15 protein-coding genes are annotated in these 19,671 nt (G+C 49.3%); 1 reads left to right on the top strand and 14 read right to left on the bottom strand.

Annotated features, from left to right (window positions below; all coding sequences use genetic code 11):
• From JCM12296_RS22395 to JCM12296_RS22380, 4 genes are all read right to left on the bottom strand, one after another.
• Positions 1 to 1,002, bottom strand: a 1,002-nt coding sequence (locus tag JCM12296_RS22395; RefSeq protein ID WP_172684037.1) for an efflux RND transporter permease subunit, incomplete at its 3' end; no start/stop codon positions are given.
• A complete protein-coding gene (locus tag JCM12296_RS22390; RefSeq protein ID WP_281492120.1) occupies positions 1,002 to 2,216 on the bottom strand; it encodes an efflux RND transporter periplasmic adaptor subunit in 1,215 nt (404 codons plus the stop codon). The genes JCM12296_RS22395 and JCM12296_RS22390, both read right to left, overlap by 1 nt.
• A 201-nt stretch (positions 2,217 to 2,417) precedes the next feature.
• Entirely contained in the window at positions 2,418 to 3,020 is a 603-nt protein-coding gene (locus JCM12296_RS22385; protein ID WP_054698246.1) for a hypothetical protein, read from the bottom strand.
• Between the two features lie 2 nt (positions 3,021 to 3,022).
• The gene (locus tag JCM12296_RS22380; protein WP_054698244.1) at positions 3,023 to 3,328 is read right to left on the bottom strand and encodes a hypothetical protein; all 306 of its coding nucleotides are present in this window, start codon (positions 3,326 to 3,328) and stop codon (positions 3,023 to 3,025) included.
• Positions 3,329 to 3,533: 205 nt separating this feature from the next.
• Between JCM12296_RS22380 and JCM12296_RS22375 the strand changes: the two genes are divergently transcribed.
• Positions 3,534 to 5,084 (top strand): sigma-54 interaction domain-containing protein, encoded by a 1,551-nt coding sequence (locus JCM12296_RS22375; RefSeq protein ID WP_054698242.1) that lies wholly within the window; start codon positions 3,534 to 3,536, stop codon positions 5,082 to 5,084.
• Positions 5,085 to 5,504: 420 nt separating this feature from the next.
• On the opposite strand, the gene JCM12296_RS22370 is transcribed toward JCM12296_RS22375, so the two are convergent.
• From JCM12296_RS22370 to JCM12296_RS22335, 10 genes are all read right to left on the bottom strand, one after another.
• On the bottom strand, positions 5,505 to 7,022 hold the full coding sequence (locus tag JCM12296_RS22370; protein ID WP_054698240.1) for an efflux transporter outer membrane subunit: 1,518 nt from the start codon (positions 7,020 to 7,022) through the stop codon (positions 5,505 to 5,507).
• Positions 7,019 to 7,207, bottom strand: a complete 189-nt coding sequence (locus JCM12296_RS42355; protein ID WP_218188229.1) for a hypothetical protein — start codon at positions 7,205 to 7,207, stop codon at positions 7,019 to 7,021. Before JCM12296_RS42355 ends, JCM12296_RS22370 begins: the two co-directional genes overlap by 4 nt.
• On the bottom strand, positions 7,195 to 10,086 hold the full coding sequence (locus tag JCM12296_RS22365; RefSeq protein ID WP_218188228.1) for an efflux RND transporter permease subunit: 2,892 nt from the start codon (positions 10,084 to 10,086) through the stop codon (positions 7,195 to 7,197). Before JCM12296_RS22365 ends, JCM12296_RS42355 begins: the two co-directional genes overlap by 13 nt.
• 17 nt (positions 10,087 to 10,103) lie before the next feature.
• Entirely contained in the window at positions 10,104 to 11,180 is a 1,077-nt protein-coding gene (locus JCM12296_RS22360) for an efflux RND transporter periplasmic adaptor subunit (protein WP_054698238.1), read from the bottom strand.
• 25 nt (positions 11,181 to 11,205) lie between these two features.
• On the bottom strand, positions 11,206 to 12,015 hold the full coding sequence (locus JCM12296_RS22355; RefSeq protein WP_054698236.1) for an enoyl-CoA hydratase-related protein: 810 nt from the start codon (positions 12,013 to 12,015) through the stop codon (positions 11,206 to 11,208).
• A gap of 101 nt (positions 12,016 to 12,116) precedes the next feature.
• Positions 12,117 to 13,262, bottom strand: coding sequence for a DUF6781 family protein (locus JCM12296_RS22350; protein ID WP_054698234.1), 1,146 nt, complete (start codon positions 13,260 to 13,262; stop codon positions 12,117 to 12,119).
• A gap of 25 nt (positions 13,263 to 13,287) precedes the next feature.
• Positions 13,288 to 13,605 carry a hypothetical protein gene (locus tag JCM12296_RS45385; protein ID WP_246804745.1) on the bottom strand — a complete coding sequence of 106 codons (318 nt, stop codon included), beginning with the start codon at positions 13,603 to 13,605 and terminating at the stop codon, positions 13,288 to 13,290.
• A complete protein-coding gene (locus JCM12296_RS22345; RefSeq protein WP_246804744.1) occupies positions 13,590 to 17,789 on the bottom strand; it encodes an acyl-CoA dehydratase activase in 4,200 nt (1,399 codons plus the stop codon). The genes JCM12296_RS45385 and JCM12296_RS22345 overlap by 16 nt, the downstream gene beginning before the upstream one ends.
• Entirely contained in the window at positions 17,782 to 18,819 is a 1,038-nt protein-coding gene (locus JCM12296_RS22340) for a putative ABC transporter permease (protein WP_054698232.1), read from the bottom strand. Before JCM12296_RS22340 ends, JCM12296_RS22345 begins: the two co-directional genes overlap by 8 nt.
• Before the next feature lie 71 nt (positions 18,820 to 18,890).
• A complete protein-coding gene (locus JCM12296_RS22335) occupies positions 18,891 to 19,496 on the bottom strand; it encodes a TetR/AcrR family transcriptional regulator (protein ID WP_054698230.1) in 606 nt (201 codons plus the stop codon).
• Positions 19,497 to 19,671 lie beyond the last annotated feature (175 nt).

Below are 19,671 nucleotides of genomic sequence, written 5' to 3'. Positions count from 1 at the left end.
TGTAAAAGGCGTGGTGTCGTAAGGGTAGATCACCTTCATGCCCGGAGGAAAATAACGGCTCATCTCCTTGAGTTTTTCTTTGACGTTATTGGCCGTTTCCAGGGCATTGGCGCCAGCCTCCTGGCGGATGGCCATGGCTGCGGAGGCTTCACCATTGTAGTTAGCCACAATGTCGTAGCGTTCGGTTCCCAGTTCCGTGCGGCCGATATCCCTGATGCGGACCACTGATCCATCGGCATTGGTGCGGATGGGAATGGCAGCGAACGCATCCGGGGTCTTCAGCAGATGCTGGACCACAATGGCCGTGTTCAGGCGCTGGCCCTTAACTGCCGGAGCACCGCCGAACTGACCGGCGGAGACCTCGACGTTGTAGTCCTGAAGCGCCAGGATAACATCTTCCATGGTCAGTTGATAATTGGTCAGCTTGTCGGGGTCGACCCAGACCCGGATGGCATACTGGGAACCGAAATTTTCGACTTCACCCACCCCCGGTACCCGTGACAGGATTTTTTCCAGATTGGACTGGGCATAATCCCGCAGATCCATGCCGTCCATGCTGCCGTCCTCTGATATCAGCCCCACAATCATCATATAATTTTTTGTGGATTTGCTGACCTTGACCCCCTGCCGCTGGACCACATCGGGCAGGCTGGCCATGGCGAGCTGCAGCTTGTTCTGCACCTTGGACCAGGCCAGATCCGGATCGGTCCCCGGAGCGAAGGTCAGCTCAATGCGGGATGCGCCGGACGATGAACTGTTGCCGGAGAGGTATAGCATGCCGCCCAAACCGGTCATCTTCTGCTCAATGATCTGGGTCACGGTATTTTCAACGGTCTCGGCCGAGGCGCCGGGATAAAACGAATCAATGGCGATGGACGGCGGGGCAATGGACGGATTCTGCGATATGGGCAGATTGTAGATCGCCAGTATACCGACGGTCATAATGATGATGGCGATAACCCAGGCAAAAACGGGGCGCTTCAGAAAGAATCGTGATAACATCAGGCACCTCCATCTTTAGGCGCTATCGGCTGAGTGTCCGGTTCGGCCACAGGCCCGGGTTCGGATGCTCCTGCATTAAAAGGGACAGGCTTTACCGTTGTACCGGGCCGTAACATCATCAATCCCTCGACAATTACCCTGTCGCCGGGATTAAGGCCTGATGATACCAGCCACTTGTCGCCGATGGCGCGGTCAAGGGTGAGCATGCGCGACTCGACCTTGTTTTCCGCATCGACAATCAACGCGGTCGGATTGCCTTTGTGATCACGTGATACGCCTTGTTGGGGTATCAGGGTAGCCTGATTTTTTACGCCTTCTTTGATCACCGCCCGAACGAACATGCCTGGCAGGAGAACTCCGTCGGGATTGGGGATAACCACCCTCAAAATGACCGAGCCGGTCGTCGGATCCACCGTTACTTCGCTGAATTGCAGTATCCCTTCCCGTGGGTAAACCGTGTCGTCTTCCAGGAAGAGCTTGACCTTTTGCTGATCCGCCCCGTTTTGGTCCAGATGTCCGTCTTTCACTCGTTTTTTCAGACGCAGCAACTCGGTGGTGGATTGCGGAACGTCCATATAAATGGGATCGAGCTGTTGAATGGTAGCCATAGATGCCGATTGATAAGCTGTCAGTATGGCCCCCTCTGTTACACTGGACCTTCCGATACGACCGGAAATGGGGGCGGTAACCTTGGTGTATCCCAGGTTGATACGAGCCGTTTTTAACGCTGCTTGCGCCTGCTCGATGGTCGCCTCGGTTACGGCCACCGCTTCACGGCTGCTTTCCACCTGCGCCTCGGCGGCCCGCAGTGTGGCTTCGGCCGCCTTGGCCTCGGTAACGGCTTGGTCGCGTTGGATGGTGGAGACCACTTTCTCTTTATAGGATGCCTCATATCGTTGCCGATTCGTTCGGGCGAGTTCCAGAGTGACTTGCAGCCGCGCCACATCAGCGATACTCGCCTTCAGGGCCGCCCGTGCCTGGGCGGCGGTTTTCCGCATGGCCGATAGATTTGCCGCGGCATTGTCGGCGGACGCCTGAAAGGGATCGGGGTCAATCCGGTAGAGTTCCTGGCCGGCCTTGACATCGGAGCCTTCCGTGAACAGGCGTTTCTGAAGCAGACCGCTGACCTGGGGCCGGATTTCGGCAATGCGGTAAGCCGACGTACGGCCCGGCAATTCAGTGGTCAGCGTGACCTTTTGAAATTGTACAGTCACCGTGGATACTTCAGGAACAGATGGCGGTGGCGGGGTTTGTTGTTTGAGGTCGCAACTGACTGTAAAAAAACGAACGGCAGAACTGCTGCCAATAAGATTATGGGTATCGTTTGATTGAAACGCAGCATCGGTGTTATTTTCCCTCTTGTTGACGAATTTAACCACTGATCTTAAATTGCGTCATTAAGTAAACATTTTATTTCAGTGAGTTGCTTCTGTTCTATTAAGTCTGGTCCATGTCAATTCTACCCTCATCTCTTTAAACAACTCCGTTTCTATGGCATATTCCCGAAAAGTCGCGAGGATATCCAAAAACAAATTCTTTTCACTCTGGCTGAACCGGCCGGATATCTCGTAAGGGTATTCCTTGACCGAACTGGAAGCGATATCCAGGCACCCAAAAAGAATGTTTTTAAGCAATTTGTGGTTGTAGCTCCCTCCTTTTGCGTGCATCCGGACAGGACCAATACAATGTCTGATTTTCTTTAACAGTCCCGGTTTCGGCTGGCGAATCAGGAAGCGTTGGGCAAACTCCATGGCGTCAGACAGGCGAATTATTTTGTATCCTGCCATCTGGTTAATCTGCGCGGCGTGCTTATGGATCCAAATCTTGAGTATAACCAATTCACCCGGCTGTATCTTCCCATCCGCCCAAATCATTTCAATAAGAGGCACCAAATCGATCAGATAGATTTTTTCATTTTCTATTCCCAGGCTCGCAAGAAAATCCAATGCATCTTGCCGGTCTAAGGCTTTGTTTCGATTTGAGGCCCACAATTGAAGTGGTTTTGTCTCTTTGCACATCTTCAACGTGTCTCCTCATTATCGAACAGGCTGAATTCACATTCCCAAGTGGTATGGTAGATCTGCCCGAATTCTGAAAATGCGGCAGCCAGTTGCAGCCCCAATGGACTCTTACCCCCTTGTTTTTTTCCGTTATGCCAGGTAATTATGATTGATAGATCGCTCTCCAAGCTATGATTTCGAAAGAGCCTCGCACTTTTCAACCTCTCAGTTCTTCTTGGTAAAGAAAGCTGTCGAAAGGCTACCAAGGCTTGAGCTTTGTTCTGATGTGAATGGGACCGCAAATGAATGATTTCAATCCAATCCATAAGCTCTCATTTCCAGGAAATGGTTTAGGTTTTTACATGCGTTCCTTAGCCAGATCCGTGCCATTTTTATTTAATCAAAATTTCAGTTAGTTATGGATATTGTAAAATATTTGACTGTCGCATTAAAAAGATTACTGTTATGTTTAACAGAACAGCACTATTTTCTATTAGATATGATAGCTATAAATCTTGGGAAAAAGTCAAAATGGTGGATGAAAACGAATTCTTTCGGCAGGCGACCTTGCGGATTTCCAGCAGCCTGAAGAGCGAGACGGCTTTGCAGCGGTGTATGACCTACCTGAAACAACACATGCCGGTTTCCGGTATCGTCCTCGGGCTATACGATCCCAACCTGAATATGGGACGGTTGCTGTCCTTTATATGGCCATCCGGTATCACCAGGCCGGAGAAAACTTTTATATTTCCAAAAGAGTATTGGGGGTGGATGAAGAATCAATGGGAGAATCAGGAAAAGATACGGATTATAAATGATTTCAGCAAAGAAGAAATGCCTTTGCAGCGGGTATTTGCCAAAACCTGGCCGAATGACACTTCTCATATAATGATGGGTTTGCGGTTGGATGAAATGCGACTCGGCACGCTGGGTCTCTTCGTGGAAGGCAAACACCGCTATAACGAATCCCATGCCCATCTGATCTCCCTGCTTCACGAGCCGTTCGCCATTGCTATTTCCAATATTTTGCAGCACCAGGAAATATTGCGGCTCAAGGATATTTTGGCCGACGATAACCGCTATCTTCGGCAAGAGATTATGGAGATAACCGGAAAAACCATCATCGGAGCGGACTTCGGATTGCGGAGCGTGATGGAAATGGTCTCACAGGTTGCACCGCTGAACAGCCCGGTACTGCTATTGGGTGAGACCGGCGTAGGCAAGGAGGTGATCGCCAACGCGATCCATTATTCATCGAAACGGAAGAATAATCCCTATATCCGGGTTAACTGTGGGGCCATTCCGGAAAGCCTGATCGATAGTGAATTGTTCGGGCATGAAAAAGGGGCGTTTACCGGAGCGATATCAAGTAAACGGGGGCGTTTCGAACGCGCCAACACCGGAACGATTTTTCTCGATGAGGTGGGAGAATTGCCACCTGCCGCCCAGGTGCGCCTGCTGCGGGTCATTCAGCAGCGTGAGATTGAACGGGTGGGGGGAACCGAGACTCTTCCGGTGGATGTCCGCATCATCAGCGCCACCCACCAGAACCTGGAGGTAATGGTAAAATCCGGCACGTTCCGCGAAGATCTGTTTTACCGGCTGAACGTTTTTCCCATCACGATTCCGCCCCTGCGCTACCGCGCGGACGACATTCCTGCTTTGGTCAATCATTTTTTAGAACATAAGTCACGGGAGTTGGGTATAGAACAATTGCCTTCGATAACCCAGGAAGCCATCGAGCAGCTTCAGGCCTATCGTTGGCCGGGAAATGTTCGGGAATTAGAAAATTTCGTGGAGCGCGCATTGATACAAACCAAAACAGGAATGCCATTTGAAGCAATAGCTTTCTCTGGATTGGCCAGGACATCTGATGATCACACAAGAACACCGTCCAACAAAACCGATGAATCCATCCTGCCAATGGACGATATCATAGCCATGCACATTAAAAAGGCCTTGGCTCAAACCCGCGGAAAGGTTGAAGGGATAGATGGTGCAGCAAATTTGTTAAAAATTCATCCCAGTACATTACGCGGACGTATGCGAAAGCTGGGTATTCCCTTCGGAAGGCAACGGTAACTCGAGAGCGGGAAAAACCGGGGCTATGCGGCTAATGACAGTTCCTCTTTGTGATGATCAAAGCGTGGGCACCATTTCTGGAACTCGTTCCGCAACTCACCATTTAGGATCCGTGTGCAGACATGCAACAGGAGGAGGGTGCCTTTCTGACTTCGGCGCATCTGTTGCTTCTTAACCATCCGCTTGCTCACGACTTGGTTGATGGTCGATTCGGCAAAAGCGGTGGATATGGCATCTCCATACCGCTAACCCATAATTGGGTATGAGTGCTGCTGAATTGCTACGGATATAGGTCTCGAACGCTTCCAGCTTCTGGAGCAGTTTTTTGTGTTTCTCAGTGTGATCCTCAACAATTCGTGGCACCCTTATTACGATCAACGTGATCGGATCGCAATATTAAACCAGTTGGTTACAGGTTGCTCAATTGAGAAAGAGTCCATTTTTCTCAAAATCATTGACATCTGGCACCTTACCGTGCGAAGTCTCGACCTTTTCCTCCCAATTCCCGCCAAGTGCCTTGTAAAGCGAAACTACGGCATTGACTGTTTGCAACCGTGAAACAACCTCAAGGTCCGAAACGCTGTTCTTCTGCCGCTGGGCATCAAGAAGGTCGATTTGGTCTATCAGGCCAGCTTCGTATAAGGTAATCGCCTTGGCAAGGGCCGTGTCAGAGTGTTTGTCAGCCGTTTTGATAGACTTGGCAAATCGTTGACTATTGCCATAGTTCACCAGCAAAACTTCTACTTCTCCAAGCGCATTTTGAACAGTCTGCTCATACCTCAGTGCAGCTGATCGGAAATTGCTTTCGGCGATATTTTTCATCGCTTCGCGCAGCCCACCGTCGAAAACATTCCATTTCACACCTATACCGAGACCATAAATATCCGATCCGCTGGTAAGGAGACCACCAACATGTTCTGCTTGGGTGCCGAGCCCTCCGGTCAGGATAAGCTGTGGATATCGATCGGCAACCGCAGCGGCCAGTTCTGCGTTGGTGGCCGCCATTTCTCGTTCGGCGATACGTATATCAGCACGCCGTTTTAACAGATCGGAGGGCAGGCCAACTGGAATGATGCCGCGCATGGCAGGGAGCTCGCGATGTTCCGAGAGTCGGCCGAGTATCTCCCGCGGATCCTTGCTCAAAAGGATCGTCAAACGAAAGATGTGCGTCTTTTCAGCGGTTTCAAGCTGGGGCCTTGCCGAATCCATCGTGGCCAAAAGGGCTTGGGCCCGGGATAGATCCAGTTCCGAGGCCAGGCCGCTTTCATAATTGGTCTTGACAAGTTCGAGAGTTTTTTGCTGCTTCTCAATATTACTGTCCATTATGTCAATTCTGTTCTGGGCGCCCCGCAACTGGAAATAATTGTAGATAACTTCGGACGTCATCACGATGACCGTGCCTTCACGAAATATTTCGGCTTGCTCGGCTCGGATACCGGCAGCACTGGTCCGCTGTTCGATTCGGCCGAACAAGTCGGGTTCCCAGGCAACCGTTGCACCGACAAGAAAGCTTGAGCCCTCCCGGTTCAACAGGCCGGTTCCACCGGAGATTGGGTTCGCCATCGTGAAAGCCGGACCCAAGAGCGGTTCTTTTTCACTTAGTTGGTAGGCGGTAAAACCTGCACCCACATTCACGGTCGGTACTTTGAATGCTGCCATGGCAGTCTGATATGAACGGGCAGTCTTGATTCTTTCAGCCGCAATTTCTATGGTGATGTTCTGTTTTTGCGCTTCGCTCACTAGGCCATTCAGAATAGCGTCTTCAAAGCAGTGCCACCAGTCTTTCGTTGCCTTCGCCGCCGATGCGGTCCCTGCAGCCTTTTCCAGGCTCAGATAAATCGGCTGAACCTGAAGTGCGGAGCGCTGGTACTTCGGCCCAACAGAGCACGATACCAGCAATAACATTGCTACTACGGATATATAATATGGGGATTTCATCTCCTCTTGCCTTTTTGTAAATTCAAACCCTGGCGTCGAAAAAACAGCATATACAGCGCCGGCATGATAATGAGGGAAAGGAATGTCGCCACGGCAAGACCACCGATGATGGTGGCCGCCATCTGGTCGAAAAGGCGGTCGGCAAGCAATGGAACCATGCCGAGGAGCGTTGTCAGCGCCCCCATGGAAATTGGAGGGTGCGGCTAAAGGTCGCCTCCCTGACCGCCGCTTTTATCGGTTGGCCTCTTTGGCGCTCGAGTTCAATTTGATCCAACAGGACAACACCGTTTTTGATGATCATGCCGGAGAGCGCGATTGCTCCCACAAGCGCCATAAAACCGAAGGGCTTGCTCGCCATCAAATGCATCGCAATCACACCGGTCGAAGCCAGGGGGATGGTGATGAGGATGATAAGGGGTTGCCGGACCCCATTGAAAAGGGCGATCATGATAACGACACTGATCAGAAAGACCTTCGGAAGCTGGTTTAATATATCGACGGTCGACCGCCGGGCATCGTAATACTCCCCTCCCCACTCCATTGTGTAACCGGGTGGAAGTTCGATGGCTGTTATCTCCCTTTTGATTTCGGCACGCACCTTGCCGGGAATGACACCCTGTTTGACGCCGGCCTGGGCTGAAATCGTTGGAAGACGATTGCGCCGCCAGATCATGCTCTCTTCGGCTTTCAGGTCGAAACCGGTTACTACCTGCCCGAGAGGGACACTGTTCACGCCCATGGCGGGCTTTACCGAGAGACTGTCGAGGTTTCCCAGGTTTATTTGTGGACTCCTGAGTTTTATTGGAACCAAACGGTCATCCTGACGAAACAGCCCCACCGTGTGCCCGTCCGTGGCCCGCTTCAGGCTGGTGGCGATATCCGCCCGGTTGATACCAGTCTTTCTGGTTTCCTCCTGGCTGACTACCGGTTCCAACATTTTGGACTGCTGACGCCAGTCATCCCGAACATATTTTGTCAGCGGATGTTGGGACATGATCGCCTTGGCTTGGTCCGCGAGATGATGAAGAACTTGAGGGTTCGGCCCTGAAAACCGTGCCTCAATACTAAACTTATCTTTGGTGGCCAGTTTAAGGTTTCGGAAGCGGGGTTCGGCATTGGGAAAATTCCTGCTGAGCCATTTATCGCCGGCAGCTACCAGGTCGGCAACAGAATCAAAGTCCTTGGTAATGATAATGAATTGTCCGTAGCTTTGGTCATGAGGTTCCGGCTCAACGGTTACCGAGAACCGTGGGGCGGATGCGCCGATAAAGGACCCCACGGTTTTGACCTGTGGCTGGGCCAGCAACCACTTCTCAATTTTTCCCATGTCCGCCGAGGTCTGTTCGATCATGCTGCCATTGGGCAGCCAGTAGTCGAGGAAAACCAACGGCCGGTCGGAGTATGGCATGAAATTAACAGGCAGCTTCAGACCAATCAGGATCGTAAGCACCAGAAGCGGCATCACCAAAAGCACCACCGTCCAGGGGTGACTGACGTTCCGATCAATTAGGCGGAGATAAAATTTTTTAAACCGACTCGGTTTGGGCAACCGGACTGCCTCGGCGCCTGCGCGCGCCCCGCGAAGCCACTTCCAGCACATCAACGGGGTAACCGTCATCGCCAGAAGCCAAGAAAGCAACAACGAACTGCAAAGAATTTTGAAAACGGACATAGCGTATTCACCGACGTCAGTTACGGAGAAAAACACCGGGCTGGCCCCCATGATTGCAACGACTGTCGATCCGAGCAAGGGAATCGCAGTTTCCTGCACCGTATCCGTTGCCGCCTCGAAACGTTCTACCCCCTTTTTTAATTTAGCGATAAACATATCTGTAACTACAATAGCGTTGTCGACCAGCATGCCCAATGCAATGATAAAAGCCCCTACGGAAACGCGCTGGAGATTAACATCCGCAGACAACATATAGAGCAATGTGCACAAAATGGTTAGCAACAGGGTGCTGCCGACAATCGAGGCGCTTTTCCATCCCATGAAAATCCATAGGACGATAATAACGATGAAAATGGATTCGATCAGATTTAAAACAAAGCCGTTTATCGATTTCTGGACTTCATCGGGTTGAAACGTGATCGTTCCAATTTCCGCACCAACCGGGAGCTCCTTCTGATAATCGGCGATGACCTGTTTCAGCGTATCCCCCAAGGATACGACGTTTATGTTGCTGCGGGGACTCACGGCCAGGATGACGGCGGGATAACCATTGTAGCGGGCTTCTGTTTCGGCCGGTTTTTCAAGATCCATATATATATCTGCGATGTCTCTAAACCGGATGATGTTTTCTCCGGTATCGCTCTGCCCACCGGAAAAGGTCAGGTTGCGAATATCATCAAGCGCTTCAAAATATCCGCTCATATTTAGGCGGATTCTCTCGGAGTTGAGGGCGAAGGTTCCCGTATCCTCAACAATATTTTGGGTTGTCAGCTGGTTTAGTACTTTACCTATCGGAATGTTCAATTGGGCCAACTCTTCATCGCGTAAATCGACATTCACCACCCGATTTCGTACGCCATGCAATTCGATCTTTTTGATGCCTTTGACGGCCTTGATGCGCCGCTGCAACTCTTGGGCGTAATCGTGCAAGGCAGCTTGATCAATGCCGTCTCCATAAACCGCAAACAGCATGCCGTATACTTCGCTGAATTCGTCCTGTACAATGCTGATCTGTGCGGCGGGAGGAAGTTCCAATTTGACGTCATTGACTTTTCGGCGAAGCAGATCCCACTCCTGGGGCAACTCGTCATGTTTATATGATTCATATAGATCGACAAAAATCATGGCCCTTCCCGGTCGGGAAAGGGAACGCAGCTTCCACAGGGACCCCATTTCCTGAAGCCGGGTTTCGACCTTATCCGTCACCTGTCGTTCGACCTCAGTCGCTGATGCGCCAGGGTACAATACGACGACAACCGCGCTCTTGACAGTGAAGGTGGGATCTTCAAGCTTACCAAGTTCAAAATAAGATATAGTTCCGGCAACAGCGCACAGTACAACCAAAAAGCTGATAAATACTCGTTGCCGAAGCGCAAATTCCGCGAGGTTCATTCGGTCTTCCTCAATTCCTATTCAACACGGATCGGTTCTCCGATCGTCTGGCCGTCCTTTAAAAAATGTAATCCCGCTACAATGAGGGATGCATCACGATCCAGCTCTCCTCGGATACAGACCCGTTTCTCCAGGAGGCAGGCAACTTGAACGGGGCGTTGAATCGCCCGTTGACCGTCAACGATAAAGACACTGGCCCGATTGTCTTTTTGCAGCAGGGCTTCATACGGAATACAGATGGAATCCTCCGCGTGGTCAAGCGGAACGGTCACCACGACGGATTTCCCCGGCATGAGTTCCCGGGCATGCCCAGGAATCCGAAACGTCATCGCATAGGTTCTGGAAACGGGATGGGCCACGGAAGAGATTTCACCGACTTTTACCGGAATCTCCCTGTCCCTGCCGTTCCATGCCAGTATACCGGACTGCCCGACGGCAAATCTCGAAATGAAGCGTTCAGGAACATCGATAACAGCTTCCAGGTTCTTCGGCTGGTGGAGTTCAAGCACAGGAAGGCCGGGATTTACCTGCTCATATTCATTCACATGGATTTTTCCCACGACACCATTAAATGGCGAGGTCAAGAGTGTGTAGCTTAAAGCGTTTTCCGCTTGTTGCAGCGTCTGTTGCATCACGTTGATGGTCGCTATGGATTGTTCCAAGGCGCTTTCAGCCCGCTCCAGTTTGATGGCAGCAATTGCATTTCCCAGCGATGCCTGTTTGATCCGATTATATTCCGCAAGCGCCAGTTTGTTGGCGGCCTTTGCTTCGCTCAGCCGGGCTTTGCCCATGATAACGCCGAGTTTGTAATCATGCGGATCGAGCCGGCCGAGAATGTCGCCTTTCTTTACGATCTGGCCTTCTTTCACAGGGATTTTATCGATGCGCCCAGAGACCCTGAACGACAAGGTGGCCTGTTCGGCGGACTGGATTACACCCGTGAAAATTTTTGTTTCCGTATCGATAACGTCGGATATCGGCAGGACCATTACCGGACGGAGAGGCTTGGTCTCTGCCGCATGCTGGTCGCCCAAACATCCTAACATCAGCAGGCAACAGCATAATAAAAATACAATTTGAAACACTGTTTTCATTTATTGTCCCCTTCCATTCAATTCGCTACGCACGCTGGATAGACGGTTCGACAGAAGGCTCACCATAAAAGTGCCTTCGGTGAACCACCTTAAACAGTTCCTGGCTTTCAAACTCCAGGAACTCCGAAAGGTCTTTCCAGCAATTATTGACCACTTTTTTACCCAACTTTAGGGTCGTTTCCGGAATCGTTTCGAATTGTTTGGCAATGGATAGCGAATCAGTCTCGAAATTCTTTATGGGGATACAACGATTCACGAGCCCCAATGTCAAAGCCTCGCTGGCGCTGAGACTTTCTTTGGCGATAATCATTTCAAGGGCTTTGCCTTTGCCCAAGATGCGCGTGAGAAACCATGCAATGCCGCCTTTGGGAATCAATCCGAGTTCAACACCTGGATTCTGAAACACCGCATCCTCTCCAAGGATGCGATAATCACAGGCCAAGGATATCCCGGCAAACATGGGTAGAATCCGTCCGTAATCGGCGCTGATGAAAAAAAGATCCGAAGCGATGATGTTCATAATGAGTTGATCAATCGCTCGGTATAGACGCATAACGTTGTTTTCGGAAATCCGGGATGATCGTAACATATCAAAAAACAGTAGATATTCTTCATTCTGGGCTTTCCGTCGCGAAGGCATCAACAGAATGATTCTGGCTTCGGAATGTTCCACGACAAGTTCAAAATAGCGAAGTATGGCCTCCTTTATTTTGAGGATGCTTGAAGACAACAGTTGATTTCCTTTTGGTCTGAAAATTACCACAGAGCCATCTTGTCGGGCGGAAAAATAATCGGTTTCACATGTCAATTCGGCCTCAAGATTTTTTGTTTTCATTTCTCTCACCGGAAGCACTGGACAAAATCAGCGCATGTTGCAACTGCCAGGTTTTGGTTGCCGCCTGGCAGTTTTTTTCTTAAAAATGTCTGACCAAAGAACTACTGGTTGTCCTTCCCTTTCTTGATAGCTTCTTTCGCTCCCTTCCACATCCCCGAAATTGCGCCTTTTGCAACGTCAACGGATTTCTTTCCAAGTTCCTTGGCCTCCTCGGCCATTGATTGGCTCAATTTGTCGGCGGTTTCCATGCCCATTTTAACCGCATGCATTCCGGCTTCTTTCACCTTTTCGGCGACTTTTTCCGCTGCATGGTGAGACTTTTCACCTAAAGTTGAAGTCGTTTCATCGGCTCGCGCAACAAGATCCGTCAACACCGCTCTTGCCGTCTCCCCGGAACGTTTTGCCAACTTTAGCGTGGTTTCTCTAAAAAGCGCTTCAATTGTCTCCAGGTCGTCCTTTGTCCGGACAAGATCATCTTGGAGGAATTCCATGGTTTTTTCTTCAATTGATTCCAGGGACGACACGATGCCCTTTTGCACTCCTTCAAAAGCACCACGGACGGTCTCTTCAATTTCTTCTCCGCTTTCCTCGGCGGCCTCAACAGCGGCGGATAGTATTTTGCCAACAATTTCTTTTGCTCGGTTAGCCCTGAAACGACCTTCTTCAAGGGCGTTTTTCGTAGCGTTTTTGGTAACCTGCATCACGGTTTGTTTTACATTATCGCCGGAGGCGATGGCCTTCCCGACGGCTTCCTTGACGGTCTGTCTGGTCAAACCGAACATCTCTGTGCTTTTTAATTTGATCTCTGTAGATATAGATTCAATCTGAATCCGAATATCTTCGGAGAATGCTTCCCCCGCCTCCTTTATACCTTGAAGCGCTTTTCTGGCGGCCTGGCCCAGTTCATCTTTTTCAGCGGTAAGCTTTACATCGAGTTCATGCATTTCCTTTCTGATATCATTGATGGTTTTTTCCTTATGAACACGAGCGCCGTCTACAGCGCCTTGCAAGCCGCTCTTAACATTTTCTATCCCATCCGCTTTTGCGGCTTTTAACTCCTGCACTACAGTGGCGATGGCCGCTCTCACGATCGGCCGGATTTCTTCCTTCCCCCCTTTATTTTCCGACACAGTCTCTGCCACGGCATTTTTAACGATTTCATAAATACTTTCCGAGGTAGCCTTCCCACTTTCTTGGGCCGTCTTCAACTCTTTTACGATACGATTCTTAATTTGATTTTCAGACATGATTGTTAGCTCCTTAAATGGATGTTTATAAGCCGATTCTGCATTTCATTTCCCGCGCCTTTTCCCACAACCGCAGTCCTGAGACCCATGCACGCCATTTTTCAACCTCCAGGGATGTATAGTTGTTGAGCGCACACAACTCCAAAGACCAGGTGGATGGCATGCAAAAGAAACCAACAGGTTTCGTCCGTGGAACCGTTTTCCAATTGCGGGCTGTCTGCTCCCTATCCCGGCTGGCCATGAGATGAAGGCGATTCAGTATATTAACCTCGCTGATCCCTGCATCCATATCGAGGGAAAGCAAGTTTAAATTAGGAAAGAATTCCTTTAATTTCTTTTCCATCCCCTTCCCGGTAATGTGATTGGAGATACATCCGAAGGCTGGAGGCAGACGATATTTTCGATTCCGTCCCGAAGCATGGCGATCATTTCGGCGGTGAGAAGCCAACCTTCGCCAAACTGGTTGGCCAGGCTGACGATTTCTCCGGTTAGCTTGGCCAATTCTCTAAGATCATGTGCCTTTTCATAAAAACGGAATCCCCACATCACCCGTTCGATATGACCCAGGCGGTATCCCGAATAAATCTCAAGCAACTTGTATTTGATGCGATCCGCCAAGGAACGCTTGAAAAACGCCTGTTGGTCGTAGGTTTCGTTGATAAAACGCTGAGCAAAAAAATTCTGTATAGGGGGGAGGACCACTTCCACTCCCTGGCCGGTTAGCCAGTCAATGATATTCCCGCCAGCAAAAAAATTGTATTTGACGAAGATCTCGCCGACGATCCCGACTCTCGGGACCGGTTTGTCGTCGATCTCAATCCGGTTGAAATCCGCCACGGCGTCTTTCAAACGATTGAGCAGATAATAGTAATCCGCATTCTCGATGCCCGCCTCCATTAAAGAGAGGTATTTGGAATGAAGTATTTTTGATGTTCCGGGTTCTTTTTCCCTGACCACGGTGGCCAGATGCATCCGCGCCAGGGGGTCGGCAAAAATAATGCCCAGGGCCAGCCTCTTGATCAGTCCCGTCTTATCTATGTCAAAGCCGGGTTGAGACGTAATTTCCTCATTGGATATGGCAATTACCGGGACACCACCCAGACCAGCGGTGGTCAGCCCTTTTTTGACAAGCGATACGTAGGATGAGGCCCGACATTGCCCTCCGGTCTGGGTCAGGATAACAGCGGTTTTTTCAGGGTTGTAGCGGCCGGATTGGAAAGCCTTGATGATATCTCCACCGATAAGCACAGCCGGATAACACATGTCGTTATTGATATTCTTGAGCCCGAACTCAACCGAGGCCTTATCCTGTTGGGGGAGGATTTCAACCCGGTAACCGAGAGGTTTAAAAGCAGAAGGAATAAGCGATGAATAAAATGGTGAAAAATAGGGGGCGATAAGAATCCGCTCTCTGTCTTCACCCATAAATATCCGGTTTGTTTTCCTCTCGCCGGTTCTTGAAGACCATTCTTTACGGCTATTTTCTTTCACCGCTTCCAACATTGAGCGTAGCCTGACTCTGACAGCACCCAGATTGGCGATTTCATCCATTTTGATCAAGGTGTAGGCTTTCTTGCCATGATGCAGTATTTCTTTAACCTCATCGGTTGAAACCGCATCCGGCCCGCAGCCGAAAGAAGTCAGTTGAACCATCTGGATTTTGTCCGATCGCGCCACCCATTCAGCCGCTGCATACAATCTGTTTGTATAACTCCATTGGGTCAGAACGCCGGTATTTTCCAGTGAAACTGCTTCCGCATTGAAGGGAATGGCTGTTTCGCTGATAACATCCGCGCCCAGTTCCGCCAAAAGATCAGGGATGCCATGGTTAATAAGCGGGTCCATATGATAAGGTCGGCCGGCAAGAACGACGACGGTTTTTCCCTGATCGACCGACTTGGCTACAAGCGTTTCCGCCCGGATTTTGGAAATTTCTCTGTATTCCGCTTGCGCCGTGATCCCCTTTTCCACGCCCGCTGACACCGTTCGATAGCCGATCCTAAACGGGTTGAAGAAAAGACAAAGCTGATCTTTAAGCAGATCATAATTTTTCAGGCTGACAGCCGGACTATCCATGGGAATTCCAAACTTGCGTTCAGGGTCGATGGCGCATCTCAGCAGGTCGGGATATCCGGTAACCACCGGGCAATTATAAGTATTCAATGCATCTTCGTATTCTTCTTGCTCATAAACCACCGTGGGATAAAAGATTCTGTCAACCTTTTTTTCAACAAGGTCGAAAATATGGCCATGGGCAACCTTGGCAGGAAAACAGATGTTTTCCGACATAACGGTGGGAAGTCCTTTTTTGTAAAGTTTGAAATTCGACGCAGAAGAGAGAACGACCCTGAATCCGCACAGGGTCAAAAAGGCGCACCAAAAGGGAAAGTTTTCATACATGTTCAGGCAGCGGGGAATGCCATAGGTGAGAATCGGCCTGCTTTCCGGCTCTGTGTTTCGCTTAAACAGCAACTCCAACTGTTCGTTAACCAGATTTTTCCCCTTATGTTGTATATCGATATTATTGCTGAAACAGCGCTCGCATCGGTTTCCCGTATAAAAGTGGTTTCCATTGTTGAAGATAAGCTTCAAAACAGCACACCGGTTTTCACACCCTTTGCAGTAAATTTCTTTTTTTGAAAAGTCACTTACCGTCCCCAGTTTCTCAAAAGAAAAACCATTTACCCGTTTAACCGCTGGTGATATATCTGAATTATGAAGGGCCACCTGATGTGGAACTGTGGATTCCGAAAGATGCACGCGATGATTTGCTATAGCTGTAAGGGCCGCACCGTATGCGCCCATCAACTCGGGGATATCGGGCCTTACCACCTCTCTGTCTAGGAGCAGCTCAAATGCCCGTAATACAGCTGGATTTCGAAATGTTCCGCCTTGAACCACGATTCTGTTTCCCAGAACATCGACGTCCTTTAACTTCAGCACCTTATACAGGGCATTTTTAACAACTGAATATGCCAGACCAGCCGAAATATCCGAGACGGTCGCCCCTTCCCGGAACGCCTGCTTTACCCTGGAGTTCATAAAAACCGTGCACCGGGTTCCCAGATCAAAAGGAAAATTAGCGCCACACGCCATTTCGGCGAACTCCCCGACCTCGTATCCCAAAGAACGGGCAAAAGTTTCAATAAAGGAGCCGCATCCCGATGAACAGGCCTCATTGATTTGAATTTCTGCAACAGCTTGGTTCTGAATGAAAACGGCCTTCATATCTTGGCCGCCGATATCCAGAATAAAGGAGACATCCGCGTCGAAGTACCGAGCCGCCCTATAGTGCGCCATGGTTTCAACCACCCCGTCATGCAAGCCGAAAGCGGCTCGTATCAAGCTTTCCCCGTACCCGGTGACGGCCGAGTGGACAATATGCGGGCGGAAACCGGCAGCATCAAATTGTTTTGTAATTCCATTTAATCCGGTTTTCACCGCTTGAATCGGATCTCCGTTGTTAGGGCGGTAATCGCCGAGAACCAGCCCCCCTTTATCGTCTGTCAAGACGATCTTGGTGGTGGTCGATCCTGAATCGATGCCCAGAAAAAGATCCCTTCCCTTTGTCTGGGCCAGGCCAATTCTGAGGACCCGATTCTGCTCGTGCTTTTTCAACCAGGTGTTAAATTCTGATCGGCTTGTAAACAGAGTGGGCAGACTTCCGGCACTGCTGGTGACCTCAAGGTTCATGCCATTGGACATGGATAAAAAATTACAGAGCCGGTCGCGGCAGGGGTTGCCGTTGCGCACGATGGCCGCACCCATGGCGGGTAACAGTTCCGGATGGTCCGGCATGATTAAATCGGCTGGCGTCTCAATGCCCAGCAGATCAACAAATGCCTTGCGCAAACCGGGGAAAAAGGTCAGGGGACCTCCGCCGAAGAGTATTTTTGTTTTTATTTCCCGTCCGCGGGACAGGGCTGTGATGACCTGGGCAGCCACCGCATGAAATATTGAAGCGGCTATGTCTTCCCTGGATATGTGGCGGCTCAGCAAGGCCTGGATGTCGGTTTTGGCGAAAACGCCACATCGAGAGGCAATTGGATAAATATTGGTGGATTTTTCAGCCAGTGAATTCAACTCCGATATATCGACGTCCAGAAGTACACCCATTTGATCGATAAAAGCACCGGTCCCTCCGGCACAGGTTCCGTTCATCCGGATGTCGGGACGGAAATGATCGTCAAAAAAAATAATCTTGGAATCTTCACCCCCGATCTCAATAAAAGTTCTGGATTCAGGAAAGTACTTTTCGATGAAACGTGCCGATGCGACGACTTCCTGCACAAACGGCAGACGGAAAACCTCGGCGGCCCCCATGCCGGCAGATCCGGTGGCTGCCAAATCGATCATCACGTTCCCCATCTCCTTCAACGCCTCTTTAAAAATCCCACGAACCGTTTCTACGGTTTTGGCCTGATGACGACGGTAGCGGGAAAAAACAATGCTGCCTTTTTCATCCACGATGACAACCTTGGCCGTTGTCGAACCTATGTCGATTCCAGCGAAATAGAGATTACCCATTTTTGCTTATCCTCGCTCTTCCATTAACCTTGGCCCGGTGTATGGCTCGTCGGCGTGCGCATTTTTTAAGCTTCTTCAAACACATATAGTCTCTAACAGAGCAAAGCTTATCAACCAGAGAAACGACAAACGACTCCTTGTAGCAAGGGGGTATAACCGTGAGCGGCCACATATGTTTTTTAATGATATCTTCTTCTTTTTTTGAGAGTGGGGTTATTTTGCGAGCATTTTTAAGTGCTATGGTCGGATGTCGAAATCCATGCAATCTGGGGCCTTCATGAAGCCAGTCATAATAGAAAAGATCGTGCAATAGCGCTCCCCGTACCGTGGCATCATCATCCAGGGATAGGCTTCTTGCAATCAGGAAAGACCACCATGCCACATCTAAGCAATGTTCGAGGCGGGATTTGCCTAAATGGTGTTTAATGTCCTTAAGTATCAAGATGCTCGGATGATCAAGAAGTGGTTGGACAATCGTAACGAACTTCTGCCGGGCGACATCTTTTTCATTCATCCCTTCACGCCTTCTCATCCTCCTTCGGGCGCTTACGATGAAATCGAGAAAGATCATTAAAAATAAGGAGCCGAGAACAAAATCAACTACCGGATACCATCTCTCATGAAACTGCAAAGCCCAAGGAATCAGAAAATCGAGCACAAAATCAAGTCCGACCGCTATCGCCGTCCAATAAATCGCAAAGCGCAAACAGACGTGTCCTCGGATGTTGAACCGCTCGTCCGTGTAGTCCCAAAGGCGGACATGAAAAACATCTTCCATGACCATCCCAGTACTTAATTCAAGTACAGACAGGGAAATAAAATAGAAAAGGATACGGAAAAGCATGATGCAATTAGCCAGTATAATATGGCCACCTAATATAAGGAGCGCCCCGAAGCCGTATACAGGGAGATAGAAGCCCTTCAGAAACCCTGGGTTGACCATCCGTCTGTTCTTGACCGAACGGAAAACCATCTCCAGTATCCATCCCAAAACCGCGAAAACAACGAAGTAGTAGAATAAAAATTGCATCCGTTATGTGCTCCGCTGTTATATATGTTTGAACGTATTTGGTCATTTAGTCATTTTGAGAACAAAAAAAATTATCTGTTTCCCGAGCGGCTTTCCAATCCATGAAAAAGGATCATCAAGAGACTGTCTATTTCTGCCGATGCATCCTCTAATTCCATTTCCAGAGTCCATCCTACCTCAAGGCCTTTGATCGCTATTGCCAATGCCTTTGCCGTAACAGAGATATTTTTCACTTGGAATACCGAATTGTTCACCCCCTCCTCAAGGATCTCCTTGATGATTTTTATTTCGTTTCTGGTAATATCATCTCGTTCTTGATCCAAAAATGGCAGGAGTGCCCCCGCTCTCTGGTGGCTTATATCGTGTACTAAACAAAATTCCTTGTAATATTTAATTTTAGCAATGATCATCTCCCGAAATTTATCCTGGGGTGTCTTTTTGTTTTTAACAGCTTCCCGTATCTGGGAAATCATGTTCACACCCTCCTCCCGAAAAACTTTTTGAAAGAGGTCTTCCTTACTCTGGAAATAATTATAGACTGTACCCTTTGCCACTCGGGCTTTTTTAGCAATATCATCGACAGCAGTTTTCTTGAATCCGAAGTGGGAAAATAAATCCCTTGCAGCATTTAATATTCTTTCATGCAAGGTCTCAGGTTCTTCGATAATTCGTGACATATCTTTCAGCCTCCTTTTATGACCTTTTGACTAAAATAGTTTATTAGTACACACTTGTCAAGTCCATATGCTGCTGACTTTTTCCTTTGGGTGTTTGGTCTTATTCAAACAAAGGGACAATTAACTCTCACAGAATCCCAGGAGCGGTTTGTGAGTAAAAACAAAAAAATGATAT

Source organism: Desulfosarcina cetonica JCM 12296, assembly GCF_001311845.1.
Lineage (GTDB): Bacteria > Desulfobacterota > Desulfobacteria > Desulfobacterales > Desulfosarcinaceae > Desulfosarcina > Desulfosarcina cetonica.
The sequence above is the reverse complement of the archived record's forward strand: the minus strand, read 5'-3'. Positions and strand labels throughout refer to the sequence as shown.